The sequence below is a fragment of the Arthrobacter sp. LAR12-1-1.1 genome, assembly GCF_040676555.1.
In the GTDB taxonomy this organism is placed as follows: Bacteria; Actinomycetota; Actinomycetes; order Actinomycetales; family Micrococcaceae; genus Arthrobacter.
The window spans coordinates 101,723-122,162 of sequence record NZ_JBEGIG010000056.1 but is presented as its reverse complement, the minus strand read 5'-3'; the positions used below and the strand labels follow the sequence as shown (position 1 = coordinate 122,162).

Here is a 20,440-nt window from a genome sequence, read left to right as displayed (position 1 = left end):
GTACAATGGCTAGGACCGAATTTCGGTCCGCGGCCGGCAGACCGGCCTTTACTTTTGCACGCCCGGCACGGGACGCCCTCAATTCCGCAGGAAATGAACTGCGGCGTGCGCACGCAATCCAGCTTTCAGGAGCCCAATGAACGCCGTCCAGAGGTTCATCAGAAGCAGAGTGCTTCTGTTGACCGCGTCCATTTTGATCGTGGCCATGTGCCTGTCCGTGCTCGTCCAGGGTCAGTCCCAGGCGGCGCTGAACAGGACCGTGGACCAAAACTCGCGGGGGCTCTATGACGTCCTGGTCCAGGCCAAGGCCGATGATAACGGCGGCCTGATGCAGCCGGACATCGCCACCGGCCAGGGCGGCGTCAGCTTCGAGCAGCTGGATTCGATCCGCAAGCTCTCCGGCACCTCGGTGGCCGCGCCCATCAGCCTGGTCTCGCGCGTGACGCAGAACCTGGAATCGCCGCGGCTGGATGCCACCGACTACCTCGGCTTCAACGCGGGCCTCGCGGGCACTTCCGGCGACCCGACCGCCACGGACCCGAGCAAGTGGCCGGCCGCGGAATCGGTGCTGAGCGACACGCCGAAGAAGTACCGTCTGACCGCCAGCGCCGTCAGCTCCGACGGCCACTCGGACCAGACCCTGTTCAAGACCACGGCCGAGGGCTCCGTCGGCAAGGCGAAGCTGATCCAGGAACAGGTCGCCGGCGGCCAGAACGTCCGCATCCAGGGCCCGGAGGGCGAGACCGGCATCAAGTTCCCCACCCCGGCCGGCGGCTCCGAGCACAACCTATTCAACCTCTCCGTTTCCCTGCCCATGGCGCCGCAGGTGACCGAGTCCGTCGTCGCCGTCGACCCCGTCTCCGAACGCGCACTGCTCGGCACGGCCGGTGACTTCCTGGCCCCGCTGGAGAAAGCCCCGCCCGCGGACGCCCGCAACGCCGGCGCCATTGGCCGGCACTTCGAGAGCCTCTTCACCAACGGCATCTCCATGGACGAACTCAAGGAAGGCCCGGACTTCCTCGGCGTCAAACTCAAGTACTGGGCACCGCTGATGACCCAGTACCAGCAGGCCAAGCGTGACGGCCAGCTCACCGCCGATTCGCAGGCCATCCCGCTGATCGTCCGCTCCGGCACCGCCGTGGATCTGAAGTACTCGGTCAAGATCGAGGAAATCGACGACTCCGGCAACGTCACCAACGACGTCGGCACCGTGACCCGCTCGCTGGACAAGGACTACCTGCCGTTCGTTTCGAAGTCCCCGTTCGCCCTCGCCTGGCCCGGGTCCAAGGACCTCTCCCAGCTCATGGGCGACACCGGCTCCTTCAGCCAGGGCCTCTACAACCCCGCCACCTGGAGCACCAACTTTGCCGCCGCCCCGGCGTACAAGGACGGCGAAACCGCCGCCAACGGCGCCGTGGACAAGAGCGCCTCGCCCGGTGACTGGGTCACCGTGAACCGCCTGCCGGACAAGGCCGCCAACGGTGCCGCCGTCGACCAGACCCAGCGCAATCCTGTCGATGAGCGCTCCTACCGGGAGAACCTCGAAACCGGCAAGAAGCTGGCCACGCCGCTGGCCATGGTTTACGGCACGTTCGACGCCGCGAGCGTCAAGGATGCCGCCGGCGACGTCAACCGGCTGCCCCTGGGCGGCTACGACCCCGCGCCGTTCACCCTGACCAAGGATGCGTCCGGCACCGACGTCAACACCGAGCTCAAGCCTTCGCTGAGCGCCACGGGACTGGTCAGCCAGTCCGCCGGTGCCATCACCGACTTCTACGGCCTCGCCGCCGCCCGCGGCTATGAGCAGAACGCCTCCGTGATCGACGCCGTCCGGGTCCGCGCCAAGGTTCCGGGCAGCTGGAAGCAGGCGCAGCCCGAGGTGGAGAAGCTCGCCAACGAGATCCGCGACATGGGCCTGCAGGCCACCGTGGTGGCCGGTTCGGCCCGCGAGGACGCCAGCATCGCCGTTCCCGGCTACTCCAAGGACGACGCCGGCAAGGAATCGCCGCTGGGCACCGTGCAGCAGTCGTGGGTCCGCCAGGACGCCGCGGACGCCGTTTCCGGCTCCCTGACCGCCACGAACCTGACCCTGCTGTTCCTGACCCTCTGCGGCGCCGCCCTCCTGACCGGCGCCTCCACCGTCAGCTACATCCGCAAACGGCGCAGCGAGGCCGGAACCCTGCGTGCCATGGGCTGGACCCAGCGCAGGATCCGCTCCTGGGTGCTGGCCGAATTCGGCGTCGGCGCCGCGCTGCTGGCCGTCGCCGGAATCGCCCTGAGCCTGATCAGCTGGAGCACCGCCACCGCGGTGGTCTCGGCGTCGGTCCTGGTGCTGTACGTAGGTGCGGCGTTCGTCGCTGCGCAGCAGCTGCGCCACCGCGAGGTAGTGGACCAGGAGCCGCAACACGATGAACGGCTCATTGCGGTCGATTCCCCGCTGACCTTCGCCAACCGGCAGCTGAGCGCCAACAAGTTCAACACCATCTCACTCGCCGTTGCCGTCGGTGTTTTCGCCGCGGCCGTCGGCGGACTGGTCGCCCTGCTGATCGACATTCCCCGGGCCGCCGGCGCCAGCGCCCTCAGCGGGCTGGCCGCGGCCAGCATCGCGCTCCCGAGCATCATCCTGGCTGTGTCCGGCGTTGCCGTCGGGCTGCTGCTGACCATGGTCACCGGGCGCTTCGAGCTGCAGGCCAAGCGCCAGTACCTCGGCACGCTGCGGGCCATGGGCTGGAACCCTGACATGCTGGGCCAGGTCCGCTTCTTTGAAAACGCCATGGTGGGAACCGTCGCGCTGCCCCTCGGCGTCGTGGGCGCCCTCGGCATCGGCCTCCTCCTCGCCCCCTATGCCGCGCTGTGGGCCGCAATTGCCGGTCTCGTAGCTGTACTTTGCTGGATTCCGATTGCAACGAAAGTGGTCCAATGACTAACGAGCTGAACCTTGACCGGGAGGCACACGACCGGATGACCGCCAGCACCCGTCGCGGTGCACACAAGACCCGCGCCAACACGATCGTGAAGGCCACGGACCACGCCACGCCGCTGGAACTGAGCAACATCACCATCCACTACGGCGGCGGCAAGGGCGGTGCCGAGGCCGTCAACGTGGTGGACGACTTCAACATGACGCTGCACGCCGGCGAAATGCACTGCGTCGCGGGCCGCTCCGGCTCGGGCAAGACCAGCATCCTGACCGTCGGCGCGGGACTGACCCTGCCGACGTCGGGCCGGGTGTTCTGGGAAGGCGACTCGCTGGAGACCATGGGCGACGACGAGATCGCCGACCGCCGCCGCGCCCTGATCGGCTACGTGGACCAGGGCGGCGCCCTGATCGACGGGATGAGCGCACTCGAGAACGTCCTGCTGCCGGCCGTGCCCGACGGCGAGGTTGAGCAGCGCCGCGACATGGCCAAGGACCTTTTGGACCTCGTGGGCCTCGGCCGGCGTATGCGCCACCGCCCGGCGCAGCTCTCCGGCGGTGAACGCCAGCGCGTGGCGATCGCCCGGGCGCTCATCCTCGGCACCCGCGTCCTGGTGGTCGACGAGCCCACGGCCAGCCTGGACCGTGCCGCGGCCAACCGCATCATCAGCATCCTCAAGGACACCACCTCGGACGGCATTGCCGTGCTGGTGGCTTCACATGACCACGAACTGGTCCGCCAGAGCGATACCCTCACAGAACTGATCTAGATTTAGACCGTGACTTCAACTGATAAGACCCCGTTCTACATCACCACGGCCATCACGTACCCCAACGGGGTGCCGCACATCGGCCATGCGTACGAGTACATCGCCACCGATGCGATGGCCCGCTTCAAGCGCCTGGACGGGTACGACGTCTTCTTCCTGACCGGAACGGACGAGCACGGCATGAAGATCGCCCAGGCCGCCGAGAAGGAAGGCGTCACGCCCAAGGAACTGGTGGACCGGAACGCCGAGATCTACAAGGGGGCGCACGCCGCCCTGGGAGTCTCGTACGACCGCTTCATCCGCACCACGGACGCCGACCATTACGCGGCGTCGCAGGCCATCTGGAAGAAGATGGAGGCCAACGGGGACATCTACCTGTCCAAGTACGAGGGCTGGTATTCGGTCCGCGACGAGGCGTTTTACGTCGAGGACGAGACCGTGGTCAAGGACGACGGCATCCGCTACTCGCGCGAATCGGACACCGAGGTCACCTGGACGGCCGAGGAGAGCTACTTTTTCCGGCTGTCCGCCTATCAGGACAAGCTGCTGGCGCTGTACGAGGCCCACCCCGAATTCGGTGCCCCGCAGTCCCGCTTCAATGAGGTCATCAGCTTCGTCAGGCGCGGGCTGGAGGACCTGTCCATCAGCCGCACCACCTTCGACTGGGGCGTTCCCGTGCCCGGCAACGACAAGCACGTCATGTACGTGTGGGTCGACGCGCTGACCAACTATCTGACCGGGGTCGGCTACCCGGACGTCGACTCGGGCTCCTTCAAAAAGTTCTGGCCGGCCGACGTCCACGTGATCGGCAAGGACATCTCCCGCTTCCACGCCATCTACTGGCCGGCGTTCCTCATGAGCGCCGGACTGGAGTTGCCGAAGCGGATCATGATCCACGGCTTCCTGCAGAACAACGGCGTCAAGATGTCCAAGTCGCTGGGCAACGTGGTGGCGCCCGCGGACTTCGTGGCCCAGTACGGCCTGGACCAGGTGCGCTACTTCTTCCTGCGCGAGGTCCCCTTCGGCGCGGACGGCAACTACAACCACGAGGCAATCGTGGGCCGGATGAACTCCGACCTCGCCAACAACTTCGGCAACCTGGCCCAGCGGTCGCTGTCCATGGTGGCCAAGAACTGCGAGGGCCGCGTGCCCGCGCCGGGCGCGTTCTCCGCCGAGGACACCGCAATTCTGGCCCAGGCCAACGGGCTGCTGGACGCCGCCCGGGCCGCGTTCGAGAAGCAGGAGTTCAGCCGCGCCCTGGAGGCCATCTGGACAGTCCTGGGGGACACCAACGCCTACTTCGCCGAGCAGGCTCCCTGGGTGCTGCGCAAGACCGACGTCGAACGCATGAACACGGTGCTCTACGTGACGCTCGAGGTGCTGCGGATCGTCGCGATCCTGGCCCAGCCGGTGATGCCGACGGCGACGGCGGCGATCCTGCACACGCTCGGCCAGCCAGAAGGCCCGGCGCGCCAGTTCACGGCCGTCGGCACGCCGATCGTCGCCGGCACGGAACTGCCGGCCCCGGCCCCGGTGTTCCCGAAGTACGAGGAACCCGCCGAGGCCTGAGTCGGTCCGCCGCCTGACGCTCCCGCACCCCTGAATTGGGGTGCGGGAGCGTTCTTCGTCCGGAGGCATGATCGGATAGTGAGACGACTTGACCAGAATGTGGATCACTTGGCTACGCTGAAAACATGAGCGCATCCACGATTGATCTGGCAGTCATCCCGGGCGACGGCATTGGTCCGGAGGTCACGGCCGAAGCCCTGAAGGTCCTTGAGAAGGCCGCGGCCGCCGAGGGGATCGTGCTCCAGCAGACCCACTACAAGCTGGGCGCGGAGCACTGGCTCGAGACGGGGGAGACCCTGCCCGCGGCCACCCTCGCCGATCTTCGCACGCGCGACGCCATCTTGTTCGGCGCCGTCGGGGCGGCCCCCGGCGACACCCGGATCCCGTCCGGCATCATCGAGCGTGAGCTCCTGCTCAAGCTGCGCTTCAGCCTGGACCACTTCGTCAACCTGCGGCCCTCCCGCCTGTATGCCGGCGTTGGCAGCCCGCTCGCCAACCCGGGCAAGATCGATTTCATCGTGGTCCGCGAGGGCACCGAAGGCCCGTACGTGGGCAACGGCGGCACACTGCGCGCCGGCACCCCCCACGAGGTGGCCACCGAGGTCTCCGTGAACACGGCCCACGGCGTGGAACGCGTGGTCCGCGATGCGTTCCGCCGGGCCAACGAACGCCCCCGCAAGAAGCTCACGCTGGTGCACAAGCACAACGTCCTGGTCTTCGCCGGCCAGCTCTGGAAGCGCACGGTTGAGGCAGTGGCCCAGGAGTTCCCCGAGGTCACGCACGACTACCTCCACGTCGACGCCGCCACGATTTTCATGGTCACCGATCCGGCCCGCTTCGACGTGATCGTCACCGACAACCTGTTCGGCGACATCATCACCGACCTCGCGGCAGCCGTGACCGGCGGGATCGGCCTCGCCGCCTCCGGCAACCTCAACATGGACCGCACCGCGCCGTCCATGTTCGAACCGGTCCACGGGTCCGCCCCGGACATTGCCGGCCAGCAGAAGGCCGACCCCACCGCGGCCATCCTCTCCGCGGCGCTCCTGCTCGACCACCTCGGCTTCGCCGGCGCCGCCCGGAAGATCGAGGCGGCCGTGACGGCCGACGTCGAGGCCCGCGACGGCGCCGTCCGCACCACCAGCGCGGTGGGCGACGCCATCGCGGCGGCGCTGTAGGTCCTGGCCGTATTCTCTGCCCTGCAGGTGCCGCTAAACCCCGCTGCCAACGGGCGTAAGCTTGTTTCGAATCACCAATATGCTGCCGTGGTCCGAGGGTGAACGACGTTCCCACACCAGGCAGCCGATCGTGGAGGAACCATGACTCAGACTGCCCATGGCGTCGAATTCACCCAGCACCTGTCGGAGACCCCGAAGTCTGCTGAAGAGCGTGCAGCCATCCTGGCGAACCCGGGGTTCGGCGACTATTTCACCGACCACACCTCGATTGTCGACTACAGCGTCGACGCCGAAGGCAACGGTGGCTGGCACAACGCTCGGGTTGAGCCCTACGGCCCGATTTCCCTGGACCCGTCCGCCGCAGTGCTGCACTACGGCCAGGAGATCTTCGAGGGCCTCAAGGCCTACCGCCACGCCGACGGCTCGATCTGGACGTTCCGGGCCGAGGCCAACGCCGCCCGGCTGAACAAGTCCGCGCGGCGCCTGGCCCTGCCCGAACTCCCGGAAGAGTACTTCCTCGGCGCCATCCGCGAACTGGTCGCGGCAGACAAGGACTGGGTGCCCTCCGGTGACGGCGAAGCCCTGTACCTGCGGCCCTTCATGATCGCCACCGAGGCGTTCCTGGGCGTGCGGGCAGCGCGCGAGGTCTCCTTCCGCGTGATCGCCTCCCCGGCCGGCAATTACTTCGGCGGCGAACTCAAGCCCGTCTCCATCTGGATCTCGCGTGAGTACGCCCGCGCCGGCCGCGGCGGAACAGGCGCCGCCAAGTGCGGCGGCAACTACGCCGCCTCGCTGATCGCCCAGCAGGAAGCCGAGGCACACGGCTGCAAGCAGGTCCTGTTCCTGGACCAGTTCAACGACAACGCCGTCGAGGAACTCGGCGGCATGAACGTTTTCTTCGTCATGAAGGACGGCTCGCTGGTCACCCCCGCGCTGTCCGGAACCATCCTGGAGGGGATCACCAGGATGTCCGTGATGCAGGTGGCCCGGGACATGGGCCGGGAAGTCACCGAACGCAAGATCACCCTGGATGAGTGGCGCGACGGCGTTGCCTCCGGGGACATCGCCGAGGTCTTCGCCTGCGGCACCGCCGCGGTCATCACCCCCATCGGCGTGCTCAAGGACGCCACCGAGTTCATCGGCTCCGAAGACGCCACGGCGGGTGAGACCACCCTGGCCATCCGCGCCCAGCTGCTGGGGATCCAGACCGGCACCGTGGAGGATACCCACGGCTGGCTGACCCGCCTCGCCTAGCACCCAAGGCATCTAGAGCCGGAGCGTCCGGCACGACGGCGGTCCCCACCTTCCGGTGGCGGCCGCCGTCGGCGTCTGCATCCGCACGCCCGGCAGTCTTTGGGCCCTTTTCACCCGTCCGCCCGGCGTGCACAATGGGCACATGACGGGGCTGATCCAAGTTCTGGGCGTGGTCTTTGGCGTCCTGCTCATCAGTGTCGGCATCATGGAGTCCTTCTTCATCCGGCACCAGCGCCTGCACCGCCTGTTCCTCGTCGAACCGGACGACGTCGAAGCAGTCAGGCTGTGGACGTTCAACCTCGGCATATACAACGTCATTTGGGGGATCGGCGCCGTTGCGGGTGCCCTCATGCTGGGGGGAGCCGACGTCGCGGCCGGTGAGTCACTCCTGCTGTTCACATGCGTGGCTCATGTGGCCCTGGGCCTCATTTTGTTCCTTTCCGAGCGTCGGCTCTGGGGAAATGCCATTGCCGAGGCCCTCCTGCCGTTCCTGATCTCCATCCTGCTGCTCGTCTGAGGACACCTCTGCAAGGATGGGACCGTGACCACCGAGAAATCCCGCGACCTCGTCCGCAGCAGCGAGCTGACCCGGTTCCGCCTCGCCCCGAACCCGGGTCCCATGAGCCTGGACGGAACCAACTCCTATCTCATTGCCGCCCCGGGGGCGGCGGGCACGGTCGCCGTCGACCCCGGGCCCCTCGACGAGCCGCACCTGCAGGCGTTGGCCGGGGACGGGCGAATCGAACTGATCTTGATCACGCACCGGCACGCGGACCACACCGCGGCCGCCGCACGGTTTTCGGTTTTGACGGGCGCACCTGTCCGGGCCGCGGATCCCGCCCACTGCCATGGCGCACCCGCGCTGCAGGACGGCGAAACGATCCTGGCGGCCGGAACAGAGATCAGGGTTCTGGCGACGCCGGGCCACACCGCGGATTCGCTGTGCTTCCACCTGCCGCAGGACGGCCCGCACGGCTCGGTGCTGACCGGGGACACGATTCTGGGCTCCGGAACCACCGTGCTGGACTACCCTGACGGCACCCTCAGTGACTACCTCGAATCGCTGGACCGGCTGGAGCGCCTCGGTCCGGCCATGGTGCTGCCGGCCCACGGCCCGGTGCTGCCGGCTCTGGACGCCGTGGCCCGCGCCTACCGGGATCACCGGCTGGGCCGGCTTGAGCAGGTCCGGGCGGCACTGGCGGCGCTGGGGGCCGATGCCGGCATCGGCGCCGTCACGGACGCCGTGTACGCCGACGTCGATCCCTCCGTCCGCCGCGCCGCGGAGCTCTCCGTCGCGGCGCAGCTGGACTACCTGCGCAGCGGGCGGCGCTGAACGGACAGACTGACCCCGGGCCCGGCCTGCGGGACGGTAGGCTAAGAACCATGCGTATCGCCCGGTTTGTAGTCGATTCTGATCCCCTCTACGGCATCGTGGAAGGTGAGCCCGGCAGTGAGGAAGTCACTGTCATCAAGGGCGACCCGTTCTTCCATGGCGTGGAACGAACCCCCATGAGGCACAAGCTGGAGGACGTCCGCCTGCTGGCGCCGATCATCCCCCGCAGCAAGGTCATCGGCGTCGGCCGCAACTTCGCGGAGCATGCCCGGGAACTTGGCAACGAGGTCCCGGCGCAGCCCTTGCTGTTCCTCAAGCCCAACACCTCCGTGATCGGGCCGAACGATCCCATTGTCCTGCCGGAGTTCTCCGAGGACGTCTCCTTCGAGGCCGAACTGTGCGTCGTCATCGGCCGGATCTGCAAGGACGTGCCCGAGAACCGGGTGGATGATGTGATCTTCGGCTACACCTGCGGCAACGACCTCACCGCGCGCGACGTCCAGAAGACGGACCTGCAGTGGGCCCGGGCCAAGGGCTTCGACACCTCGGCCCCGCTCGGGCCGTGGATCGAGACCGAGCTCGACACCGAGGACCTGCAGATCCAGGGCCGGCTCAATGGCGAACTGCGCCAGGACGGCAGCACGAACCAGATGATCCGCGGCGTCCGGGAGCTCGTCTCCATCGTCTCGCAGGCCTTCACCTTGCTCCCCGGCGACGTCATCATGACCGGTACCCCGGCCGGCGTCGGCGCCGTGCAGGCCGGCGACCGCTATGAGGTCGAGATCGAGGGCATCGGACGCCTCTCCAACCCGGTGGTCCGCCGCTAACCGCCTTTCGATCCGAAGAATCCGAAGAAGCAGCGCCGATTTCGGACAACCGCACCGTGGATCCACGGTGCGGTTGTCCTTTTTCGTAGCGGCATTCCGGGCGAGTAGCGATAGGAGAGATTGGTAATGTTGGTACCACTATGACTACTGCTTCCGCGTCCGACGCCGTTTCCAGCTCCGCCCTTGCTGCCTCCACCGGTGAAGTCACCGCTGACACCCCGGTCCGTGTCCGGTTCTGCCCGTCGCCTACGGGTACCCCGCACGTCGGCCTGATCCGCACCGCCCTGTTCAACTGGGCCCACGCCCGGCACACCAAGGGCACCTTTGTGTTCCGGATCGAGGACACGGACGCGGCCCGCGACTCGGAGGAAAGCTACCAGCAGCTGCTTGAGGCCCTCAAATGGCTCGGCATCACCTGGGAAGAAGGCGTGGAAGTCGGCGGTCCCCACGAGCCCTACCGCCAGTCGCAGCGGCTGGACCTGTACAAGGACGTGGTGGCCAAGCTGATCGACGCCGGCTACGCCTACGAGTGCTACTCCTCGCCGGAGGAAGTCGAAGCACGCCACCGGGCAGCCGGCCGCGATCCCAAGCTGGGCTACGACAACTTCGACCGCGAGCTCTCCGAGGAACAGCTTGCCGCGTTCAAGGCCGAGGGCCGCCAGCCTGTCCTGCGCGTCCGGATGCCCGATGAAGACGTGACCTTCACCGACATGGTCCGCGGCGAGATCACGTTCAAGGCCGGCAGCATCCCGGACTACGTCATTGTGCGCACCGACGGATCCCCGCTCTACACCCTGGTCAACCCGGTGGACGACGCCCTCATGGGGATCACCCACGTGCTCCGCGGCGAGGACCTGCTCTCCTCCACGCCGCGTCAGGTGGTGCTGATCCAGGCGCTGATGGATATCGGCGTCGCCAGCTACATGCCGGTCTTCGGCCACCTGCCGTACGTCATGGGCGAGGGCAATAAGAAGCTCTCCAAGCGCGACCCGCAGTCGAACCTGTTCCTGCTCCGGGACCGCGGCTTCATCCCCGAGGGCCTGCTCAACTACCTGTCCCTGCTCGGCTGGAGCCTCTCCGCCGACGAGGACATCTTCACCGTCGACCAGCTGATCGAGCACTTCGACGTTAACGATGTGCTGGCCAACCCGGCCCGCTTCGACATCAAGAAGGCCGAGGCGATCAACGGCACCCACATCCGCATGCTCGGCGCTGAGGACTTCCGCGGCCGCCTGGTGCCCTACCTGCAGGCCGCCGGCCTGGTCGGGAAGAACCTCACGGCCCGCGAGGAGGAGATCCTGGCCGAGGCCGCACCGCTGATCCAGGAACGCATCTCGCTGCTGGGCGAGGCCCCCGAAATGCTCGCGTTCCTGTTCAAGGCCGATGACGCGATCGACGTCGCCGACGACGCCCGCAAGGGCCTGCCGGAGAACCTCACCGAGGTGCTCGACGCCGCCCTGTCCGCGCTGGAGCCCGTCGCTGAGTGGACGGCCGAGAACATCCAGGCTGCCCTGAAGGAGGCCCTCGTCGAAGGCCTCGGCGTCAAGCCCCGCTTGGCCTTCGGCCCGGTCCGCACGGCCGTCTCGGGCCGGCGGATCTCCCCGCCGCTGTTCGAGTCTATGGTCATCCTGGGCAAGGATTCATCCCTGGCCCGCCTCCGCGCCTTCCGCGGCTGACGTGCTGGCAGCGGGCCTGGGCGGCGGCGTGGTCCACGGGGTTCTGTTCGACATCGATGACACCCTGGTGGACCTCGAGTTCGCCATGACGACTGCCCTCCGCGACGTCAGCGAGCACCTCCTGCCCGGCCTGGACGAGGCCGGGTGGGAGAGGTTCGGGCGGATCTTCACCCACGAGACCACGCACTTCTACGACCGCTACCTGGCCGGCGAACTGACGTTCAATGAGCAGCGGCTGCTCCGCGGCCGGGCGGCGCTGGGGTACTTCGGCGTCGAACTTGCGGACGGCGAACAGGCCCACCACTGGGTGAGTTCCTACGCGAGCCGCCAACACGGCTACATCCGGGCGTTCGACGACGTCGGCCCGCTGCTGGACGCCCTGGACGCCGCCGGCATACCCTACGGGGCCGTGAGCAACAACGTCCACGACTACCAGCGCGTGAAGCTGGACGCGGCCGGGCTGGAACGGATCGCCGTTCTGGTGGGCACCGATACCGTCGGCGTCGCAAAACCGGACCCGGCCATCTACCTCGAGGGGGTCCGGCGGATCGGTACAGGCCCCGGCCAAACCCTCTACGTCGGGGACAACCGGCTCCTCGACGCGGAAGGCTCGACGGCGGCCGGCCTCATCGGTGTCTGGCTGAACCGCGGCGGGGAACCGGCCCCGGGCTTCGTGGGGCGCGAGGTCGGCTCCCTGCTGGAACTGCTGGCGTAGCCTGTTGGGGGCGTCTTAGTGTCAGTCAGGTTTCTCAAGGCACTGTAATATTTCGTTTGGCTTTAAATAGGGTTTTAGACAAATAGTGGCAAGGGCGGCTCGCGCCCGGCAACGGATAGGGGATCCGTGTACAGCGGTATGGCCAAACACTTTCGAGGTCTTGTTATCGGCTTGGCGGTTGTCGGACTGATGCTGGCTGGCGTGGCGCCGGTGCAAGCACGGGCGTCCGTCAAAGTCCTGCACGTCTTCCTGGCAGCGGGACAGTCGAATATGTCCGGCCGGGGGCTGCCAATCGGCGGCCCCGCGGATGCGCAAGACCCGAGGATCTTCCAATACGGTGCAAAGGACCGCTCATTGCGGGCGGCTACGGTTCCCTTGGACATGCACGACACTGCTTCCGGACTCTCGCCCGCCACAGCCATGGCTCGGAACTACCTGAAAACCCAGCCCGACGATGTGGGCGTGCTCATCATTCCCGCCGCGCACGGCCAAACCGGGTTCACATTTGCCCTAGACTCGCTTACGTGGACTGTGGGTGCAGCCTCTGCTCCGGAGCTCGACCTCCCCACCTTGGCGGTCAATCAGACTCTCGAGGGCATCGCGGCAGCGAAAGCTGCCGGCTACGTCGCGGAGCTCAAAGGCGTTCTTTGGCACCAGGGCGAAAATAACTCAGCGATGTCCACGGCCGGATACAGCGTGAAGCTGGATCAGCTGATTGCCTTCTTCCGGACATCCCTGGGGGCGCCCGAACTTCCCTTTGTGGTCGGCCGCATGTCACCGGAGGGGATCGCGGCCATGCCGGGCCGGATCAACGTGGACACAAGCCACCAGGAGACTCCCGCACGCGTTCCCTTCACCGGATTCGCCGCCTCCATGACCGGGGGAGTGTATGCAAACGACACGACCCACTTCTCCAGGATCGGGGCAGATTACTTGGGGGAGACCTACCTTTCCGCTTTCTGGCAGGCCGCGCACATTACCGTGATCCCAGTCAGCGCCGGGAAGGTTACGATCAGCGGGACGCCGAAGGTGGGGTCCACGCTGACCGCGGTGCCGGGGGTTTGGGGACCTGAGGATGTCGCGCTGACGTATCAGTGGTACCGCTCGGACGTCGCAATCAGCGGCGCCACCGACGCCGCCTATACTCCCGGCGTCGCTGACCTGGGTGGAACGATCACGGTGACGGTTACCGGCTCCAAGGCGGGCTACACGTCCGTTTCGAGGACTTCGGACGGCACGGGCGCGGTCGCCAACGGCACGCTTACCTCCGCGGTGCCCGTCATTGAGGGCACCGCGCAGGTCGGCTCCAAGCTCACTGCGGTACCCGGTGCCTGGGGTCCTGGCAATGTCGCGCTGACGTATCAGTGGTACCGCTCGCAGGTCGCGATTCCGGGTGCCACCGGCGCCACCTACACTCCTGCTGGCAGTGATGCAGGCCGAACGATCACGGTGAAAGTTATTGGCTCCCAGGCGGGCTATACGACTGCGTCGAAGATGTCAGCCGGCACCAGCCTGATCGCCAACGGCATCCTTAACCCCGGGAATCCGTCGATTCAGGGCACTGCGAAGGTGGGGTCCACGCTCACTGCAGTTCCCGGCGCCTGGGGTCCCGGAACGGTAGCGCTGACGTATCAGTGGTACCGGTCGCAGATCGCGATTGCAGGTGCCACCGGTGCAACTTACACTCCCGGAGCTGCTGATCTGGGTCTTACGATTACTTTAAGGGTTACGGGCGCCCAGGCGGGCTACACGCCGGTGTCGAAGACGTCGGCCGGCACCAGCCCGATCGCCAGCGGCACCCTCAGCCCCGCGGATCCCTCGATTCAGGGCACCACGAAGGTGGGGTTTACGCTCACGGCCGTTCCCGGCGCTTGGGGTCCCGGAACGGTCACGTTGGCCTATCAGTGGTACCGCTCGCAGATCGCGGTAACGGGCGCCACGGGCTCCACTTACGCGCTCGGCCCCGCCGACGCCGGCCGGACGATCACGGTGAAGGTCACCGGCTCCCAGGCGGGCTATGCGTCGGTATCGAAGATCTCGGCCGGCACAAGCCAGATCTCCAACGGCTCCCTCACTACTTCGGTGCCCTCGATTCAGGGCACCGCAAAGGTCGGGTCCACACTCACGGCCGTACCCGGCGCCTGGGGTCCTGGAACTGTCACGCTGGCGTATCAGTGGTACAGGTCGGAGGTCGCGATCGTGGGAGCCACCGGTGCCACCTACAAGCCCGGTGCGAGTGATGCGGGCAGGACGATCACCGTAAAGGTCACCGGTTCCCAGACGGGTTACACGTCTGCTTCAAAGACATCGGCCGGCACCAGCCAGATCGCCAAGGGCACCCTGACCACAAATTTGCCCTTGATTCAGGGCACTGCGAAGGTGGGGTCAACGCTCACTGCCGTAACGGGAGTGTGGGGTCCGGGAACTGTCACGCTGATGTATCAGTGGTACCGGTCAGAGACCGCGATTGTTGGAGCCACCGGTGCCACCTACAAGCCGGGTGCGGGTGATGTGGGCCGCACGATCACAGTGAAGGTCACCGGCACCCAGGCGGGCTATACGTCTGCTACGGTGACTTCGTCGGCCACAAGCCAGGTCTCTAAAGGCACCCTGACCACTTCGGTGCCCTTGATTCAGGGCACGGTGAAGGTGGGGTCCACACTCACTGCCGTGACGGGCGTGTGGGGTCCTGAAACTGTCACGCTGAAATATCAGTGGTACCGCTCGCACATCGCGATTGTCGGGGCCACCGCCGCCACTTACAAGTCCCGCACCAGTGATGCGGGCCGCACGATCACGGTAACGGTTACGGGGTCCAAGGCGGGCTACACGACCGTTTCCAAGACGTCGGCCGGGATATCCTAGGTGTAATTCCCACGGACGTTGTGAACGCGGCTGATGGGGGTTTTGCCTCCGATGCCGGTATGGGTCCTGTGGTGATTGTAGTGGTGCAGCCAGTCCGGGTAGGTGGCGGCGCGGTCGGCTTCTGAAACGTAGGGGCGGGCGTAGGCCCATTCGGTGGCGAGGGTTCGGTTGAAGCGTTCGACCTTGCCGTTGGTCTGGGGCCGGTACGGACGGGTCCTGCGGTGCTTGATGTGAGGTCCCAGGGCCGCGGCGAAGACCCGGGAACGGTAGCAGGACCCATTGTCGGTCAGCACGGCCTTGACCTTGATTCCGTGGGCGGCGAAGAACGCGACGGCGCGCAGCCAGAAGGCGGCGGCGGTTTCCTGCGTCTCGTCGCTAAGGATTTCCGAGTACGCCAGACGCGAGTGGTCATCGACGGCGTGGTGCAGGTAGGCGTACCCGGTCCCTGCCCGTTTGTTCCGTCGTCCCTGGGCCCGGCCGAGGATGCGGTGTCCGCCGCCGTTCGGGATGCGTCCGAGCTTCTTGATGTCCACATGGACCAGGTCCCCGGGATGGTCGTGCTCATACCTTTGCGGTGCGGGCTTGCGCACGGGCAGGCCGGTGCCCTGGTCCAGGCAGGCCAGCCGGGGCATCCGGTACCGGGCCAGGACCTTGCCGACAGTGGAACGGGCCAGATGCAGGTGGGCCGCGATGCGGTGGGGTCCCCACCGGCGGGTGAACCGCAGCGCCACGATCCGCCGCTCGGTCCACGCCGGTGCGGTTCGGGCTCCGGCGCGGCCGCGAGGACACGTCCGCCATGCCGGCTTCGCCTCAGATACGGTACCGCGCTGTCCACTTCTTCGCCGTCGCTGGCGAGCACTGGAAGCGTTCCGCGGCCCGGCGCAGGGTCCAGCCCTCCTCGAGGACCAATCGGGCGAGTTTTCCCCTTGCCTTAGGTGTCAGGTCGGCGTTGGCATGGGTAACGTAGGACACGAGGGCCTCCTGGGCGTCGAGATGAGTGTGGTAACCCAAATCGATACCGGAGGCCCTCGCCCTTTACATCACGCCACGCTGTTCACAACGTCCGTGGGAAATACACCTAGGTCGCCAGATAGGGCTGATAGGCCGACGGCAGGGCTGACCCGCCGTTGGCCGGTGCGGCTGCCGCGACGCTGCATTGATGCTGCGCTGCGCAAACGGTCGTGCGCAATCGGTCCTGTACGAACGCTCATTCTGTGGCGCAGCTAACACTGCAAAGTAGCTGCTGAAACTGCAGGCGGGGGACGAGTAGGCGGGTGGCTTGCGACCGTCATCGTGCTGGCGGGAGGCTGAAGTGCCCGGATTGACGGCGATTTCCGGGGCTGCGCCGTTCAGACGGCCGGGGATGCGGAACCTTCGCGGGCGTACGGCACGCGTCGGGACGGCCGATTTGTGGAAGTGATAACTCTCGGGTAAAGTAATTACTCGTGCTGAGGCGCCGGGAGCGAGGGTTTAGGCCTAAACATCCGGACCGAATGTGCCATTGGGATATGGTGTAATTGGCAACACTACGGTTTCTGGTACCGTCATTCTAGGTTCGAGTCCTGGTATCCCAGCTTCGAAAATCTGCGGGTTTCCGCTGAATTTCGGAGGTTATGAATCGGCTGGTCCGATTTGAAACCTTGGCCAAATGTATGAAACAATCATTTGGCTTGAATGGCAGAAGTGCTGTTCAGGAAGTACGCGGCCCCATCGTATAGCGGCCTAGTACGCTGCCCTCTCACGGCGGTAACGCGGGTTCGAATCCCGCTGGGGTCACCACGGAAACGGTCCCGGGCATCTGCCCGGGGCCGTTTTGCTTTTCCCTGGCCCTCGGATCCCCGTTACCCATTTCGCGTTGCGCATCGCTCAGTGGTTCCCCGTCAGCAGTGCCCCCCACAGACACCACGTGCTGAACTGGCATGATGATGCTGTGAGCTCCCATGAAACCGTCCCCGAGGCCGCATCCGGCGTCGCGCTCCTTGACGCAGTGCGGCAGGACCTTGCGACAATCCGGCTGCCGCTCGCTCTGCCCGGGGCGGACCAAATGCGCCAGGAGCTGCGGAAGGCAGTGGCTCAGCTCGATGACTACATCCTGCCCCGGTACCGCAGCCTCGACGCGCCCCTGCTGGCTGTGGTGGGCGGTTCTACAGGGGCCGGGAAGTCCACCCTGGTCAACGCGCTGGTAGGCCACCCCGTCACGCGGGCCGGCGCGATCCGCCCCACCACACGCCAGCCCATCCTGCTGCACCATCCCGGGGACGGCGCCTGGTTTGAGGGCCAGCGGGTGTTGCCGGCCCTGGGCCGCATCCGGGGTACCTACACCGGCAGTCAGCCCTTGACCCCCGCCGATCCCGTTCCGCACTCCGGCCCGGTGACGTCGCTCGTCCTGGTCGCCGACGCCGCGGTCCCGCCCGGAATCGCCCTCGTTGACGCGCCCGACGTCGACTCCATTTCCGAGAACAACCGTCAGCTGGCCGGGCAGTTGCTCGCCGCCGCCGATCTCTGGGTGTTTGTCACCACTGCCAACCGCTACGCCGACGCCGTGCCCTGGCGCCTGCTCCTGGATGCGGCCTCCCGCGACATCATGGTGGCCGTGGTGCTGGACCGGGTGCCGCCCGCGGCGGAGGCGGAAATCAGCGCGGATCTGCAGGCGATGCTCAGCCGGGAAGGCCTCGGTGCAGCCCGGATGTTCGTGGTGCCGGAGCTGTCATTGGATGCCGCAGGGATGCTTCCTGCGGCGGCCGTGGAGCCGCTGCGTGTTTGGCTCGGCAAGCTGGCAGGGAACGCCGCCGGTCGGGCGGAGATTGCCCGGCGCACCGTCAACGGCACCCTCGTCGCACTCGCCCACCGCGTCGAAGCGGCGGAGCGGGCGCTGTCCGAACAGCAGCACGCAGCCGATGTTCTCGTAGCCGACGCCCGCAATGCGTATGACGACGCCGTGGCCAGGATCCTCGAAGCCACCCGCGATGGCGCGCTGTTGCGCGGCGAAGTGTTGGCGCGGTGGCAGGACTTCGTCGGGACAGGGGAGTTCTTCCGCGCCATGGAACAGAACATTGGACGCTTCCGGGACCGTGTGGGCGCGTTCTTCCGGGGCGAACCGGAGCCTGCGGTCAGGGTGGAAACCGCGATCGAAACAGGACTGCAGGCCGTCATCGTCGATCAAGCCGCCAAGGCCGCGGAGCACACCGACCAGCGCTGGCGTTCGGATCCCGCGGGCAGGCAGTTGCTGGGCACCGACGATCCCTCGGGTGCATCCGAGGGCTTCGCGGACGCTGTGGCGGCCGAGATCCGCGCCTGGCAGGGAAGCCTGATGGAACTCATCCGCACCGAAGGCCAAGGCAAGCGCACCCAGGCCCGCTGGTTGTCCTTCGGCATCAACGGCCTCGGCGCGGCGCTCATGATCGTGGTGTTCTCCATGACCGCGGGCCTGACCGGGCTCGAAATCGGCGTCGCCGGCGGCACCGCCGTCGTGGGCCAGCGCCTCCTGGAGGCAGTGTTCGGGGAGGATGCCGTCCGCCGGCTTGCCCGGACCGCGCGCGAAGACCTGCATCTGCGTTGCCAGAGCCTGCTGGCGGCGGAGTGCCGGCGGTTCTTGACCCGGCTGGACGTCGACGGCGGCGTGCAGCCCTTAGCCATTGCCGGGCGTGCGGCGGCACTGCGCCGGCTGGCGGCCACGGCATGAGCCGTCTTGGCGCCGCCCGCGAGACATCCCAGCTCGATCGCAGGCTTGCGGCGCTCAACAGCGCCAGGGAGCTCGCGTCCGGAGCTCTCCCGCAGGAGGCTCTGGACCCGGTGTTGCAGGTGCTGGACCGCGCGAGTTCGCGGCGGGCGCTGTCCGGAGACCACACCGTGGTGGGGTTTTTTGGTGCCACCGGCAGCGGCAAGTCATCGCTCTTCAACGCCGTCAGCGGGGAGGAGATCGCGACGGCGGCCGTGCGCCGACCGACCACCACCGAGCCGCTGGCGGGCATCTGGGGCGTCCAGGGCAGCGAGGCGCTGCTGGATTGGCTGGAGGTACGGAAGCGCCATGCCGCGGGCCCGGTTCAAGGGTTCGCCGACGACGGCACCGGGCTGATCCTGCTGGACCTGCCCGACTTTGACTCGACGAGGGCGGCCAACCGGGAGATCGTGCAGCGGATGGTGGGGCTCGTGGACGTCCTCGTCTGGGTCCTCGATCCGCAGAAGTACGCCGACGCCGCCGTGCACGACGACTTCCTGGCACCGCTGTCCTCGCACGGAGCCGTAACGATCGTTGTGCTCAACCAGATCGACAGGCTCCCGGAACACGAGGTCCGGCCGGTCCTGGAATCCCTCAAAGACATCCTGGCGCGCGACGGGCTGGGCAAGATTCAGGTCCACGCAGCTTCCGCGGTGCTTGGGACGGGGGTAGACAAGGTCCGGGCCGTCATCCGCCAGGCAGCGGTGCAGCGGCAGGCAATGTCACAGCGACTCGCGGCAGATGTTACGCAGGCCGCCGCCCGGCTTGCAGAGGCGTCAGGATTATCCGCCGGCGACCCGAAAGCGGCAGGTGGCGGGATGGCGGCCGGAGCGACGAGCGCGTCCAAGGCACGGCTGGCCGGGGAGTTGGCCGTCGCCGCCAATGTGCCGCTGGTGGTCGACGCCGTCGCGCGGTCCTACCGGTTGGAGGCCACCCGGCGTACGGGCTGGCCCGTGACCCGCTGGCTGGCCAGATTTCGGCCGGATCCGCTGCGGCGACTGAACCTGCGCCGCGAGGGAGCCAAGCCTGAGCTGAACCGGACCTCGCTTCCTCCCGCAGGGGCGCCGGAGCGGGCGCGGACCGATGCCGCCGTCCGGGAATTCGCCGAGGCGGCGTCCGCTGGTGCCCCCGGGCCGTGGCGGGCGGCCATCCGCGGCGCTGCCCGTGAAGGAAGTGACCGGCTGCCGGACGCTGTGGACCAGGCGATTGTCTCCACGGACCTGTCCGCGGGCAGGAAGTCCTGGTGGTGGGGCGTGTTCAACACGGTTCAGTGGCTCGCCCTGGTGACGGCGCTGGCCGGGTTCGCTTGGCTCGGAGTCCTGGCCGCGCTGGGCTACTTGCAGCTGCCGGTGCCCGAGGTCCCGCGGGTCCAGGGGTGGCCGGTTCCGACCGTGATGATCGCCGGGGGAGTGCTGCTGGGCATCGTCCTGGCAATTGCGGCGCGGTTTATTGTCGGTGCCGCGGCGGCGTCACGGAGTGCCGTGGCAAGGAAGCGGCTGAAAGCCGCCGTCGCCGATGTCGCGGAGCGACTCGTGGTGGCGCCCGTGGAACGTGAGGTCAGCCGCCTGGCGAAGTTCACCGCCGCTCTGAAGGCCGCTGCGGGGCGCTAGTGTGCCGC

Annotated in this window: 13 protein-coding genes, 2 tRNA genes and 1 pseudogene; 15 read left to right on the top strand and 1 reads right to left on the bottom strand. The window is 67.2% G+C overall.

Going from position 1 to position 20,440, the window contains the following annotated elements:
• Positions 1–136 precede the first annotated feature (136 nt).
• The 11 genes from MRBLAR12_RS20485 (at position 137) to MRBLAR12_RS20435 (ending at position 15,104) form a co-directional block, all read left to right on the top strand.
• Positions 137–2,923 carry an ABC transporter permease gene (locus tag MRBLAR12_RS20485; protein WP_364748041.1) on the top strand — a complete coding sequence of 929 codons (2,787 nt, stop codon included), beginning with the start codon at positions 137–139 and terminating at the stop codon, positions 2,921–2,923.
• Positions 2,920–3,687: an ABC transporter ATP-binding protein gene (locus tag MRBLAR12_RS20480; RefSeq protein WP_414645550.1), complete on the top strand. Its 768-nt coding sequence runs from the start codon at positions 2,920–2,922 to the stop codon at positions 3,685–3,687. Before MRBLAR12_RS20485 ends, MRBLAR12_RS20480 begins: the two co-directional genes overlap by 4 nt.
• Before the next feature lie 9 nt (positions 3,688–3,696).
• A complete protein-coding gene (gene metG / locus MRBLAR12_RS20475; RefSeq protein WP_229994600.1) occupies positions 3,697–5,256 on the top strand; it encodes a methionine--tRNA ligase in 1,560 nt (519 codons plus the stop codon).
• Positions 5,257–5,381: 125 nt separating this feature from the next.
• The gene (locus MRBLAR12_RS20470) at positions 5,382–6,434 is read left to right on the top strand and encodes a 3-isopropylmalate dehydrogenase (RefSeq protein ID WP_364748037.1); all 1,053 of its coding nucleotides are present in this window, start codon (positions 5,382–5,384) and stop codon (positions 6,432–6,434) included.
• 141 nt (positions 6,435–6,575) lie between these two features.
• Positions 6,576–7,688: a branched-chain amino acid aminotransferase gene (locus tag MRBLAR12_RS20465; RefSeq protein WP_364748036.1), complete on the top strand. Its 1,113-nt coding sequence runs from the start codon at positions 6,576–6,578 to the stop codon at positions 7,686–7,688.
• A gap of 142 nt (positions 7,689–7,830) precedes the next feature.
• A complete protein-coding gene (locus MRBLAR12_RS20460; RefSeq protein ID WP_229994603.1) occupies positions 7,831–8,205 on the top strand; it encodes a DUF1304 family protein in 375 nt (124 codons plus the stop codon).
• A 24-nt stretch (positions 8,206–8,229) separates the two neighbouring features.
• Positions 8,230–9,021, top strand: coding sequence for an MBL fold metallo-hydrolase (locus MRBLAR12_RS20455; RefSeq protein ID WP_229994604.1), 792 nt, complete (start codon positions 8,230–8,232; stop codon positions 9,019–9,021).
• Between the two features lie 50 nt (positions 9,022–9,071).
• Positions 9,072–9,848 carry a fumarylacetoacetate hydrolase family protein gene (locus MRBLAR12_RS20450; protein WP_364748032.1) on the top strand — a complete coding sequence of 259 codons (777 nt, stop codon included), beginning with the start codon at positions 9,072–9,074 and terminating at the stop codon, positions 9,846–9,848.
• A 140-nt stretch (positions 9,849–9,988) separates the two neighbouring features.
• Positions 9,989–11,524, top strand: coding sequence for a glutamate--tRNA ligase (gene gltX / locus MRBLAR12_RS20445; protein ID WP_364748030.1), 1,536 nt, complete (start codon positions 9,989–9,991; stop codon positions 11,522–11,524).
• A 1-nt stretch (position 11,525) separates the two neighbouring features.
• Positions 11,526–12,239, top strand: a complete 714-nt coding sequence (locus tag MRBLAR12_RS20440; RefSeq protein WP_364748027.1) for an HAD family hydrolase — start codon at positions 11,526–11,528, stop codon at positions 12,237–12,239.
• Positions 12,240–12,377: 138 nt separating this feature from the next.
• Positions 12,378–15,104 carry a sialate O-acetylesterase gene (locus tag MRBLAR12_RS20435; RefSeq protein WP_364748024.1) on the top strand — a complete coding sequence of 909 codons (2,727 nt, stop codon included), beginning with the start codon at positions 12,378–12,380 and terminating at the stop codon, positions 15,102–15,104.
• On the opposite strand, the pseudogene MRBLAR12_RS20430 reads toward MRBLAR12_RS20435, so the two are convergent.
• Positions 15,101–16,076, bottom strand: a pseudogene (locus MRBLAR12_RS20430) (IS481 family transposase). The gene MRBLAR12_RS20435 and the pseudogene MRBLAR12_RS20430 sit on opposite strands and share 4 nt — an antisense overlap.
• Positions 16,077–16,606: 530 nt before the next feature.
• On the opposite strand from MRBLAR12_RS20430, the gene MRBLAR12_RS20425 reads away from it, so the two are divergent.
• From MRBLAR12_RS20425 to MRBLAR12_RS20410, 4 genes are all read left to right on the top strand, one after another.
• A tRNA-Gln gene (locus MRBLAR12_RS20425) sits at positions 16,607–16,678 on the top strand.
• A 129-nt stretch (positions 16,679–16,807) separates the two neighbouring features.
• Positions 16,808–16,883 (top strand) — tRNA-Glu (locus MRBLAR12_RS20420).
• A gap of 130 nt (positions 16,884–17,013) precedes the next feature.
• Complete coding sequence (locus MRBLAR12_RS20415) at positions 17,014–18,786, top strand: dynamin family protein (protein ID WP_414645558.1); 1,773 nt, start codon at positions 17,014–17,016, stop codon at positions 18,784–18,786.
• A complete protein-coding gene (locus tag MRBLAR12_RS20410; RefSeq protein ID WP_229994609.1) occupies positions 18,783–20,432 on the top strand; it encodes a GTPase in 1,650 nt (549 codons plus the stop codon). The genes MRBLAR12_RS20415 and MRBLAR12_RS20410 overlap by 4 nt, the downstream gene beginning before the upstream one ends.
• Positions 20,433–20,440: the final 8 nt, after the last annotated feature.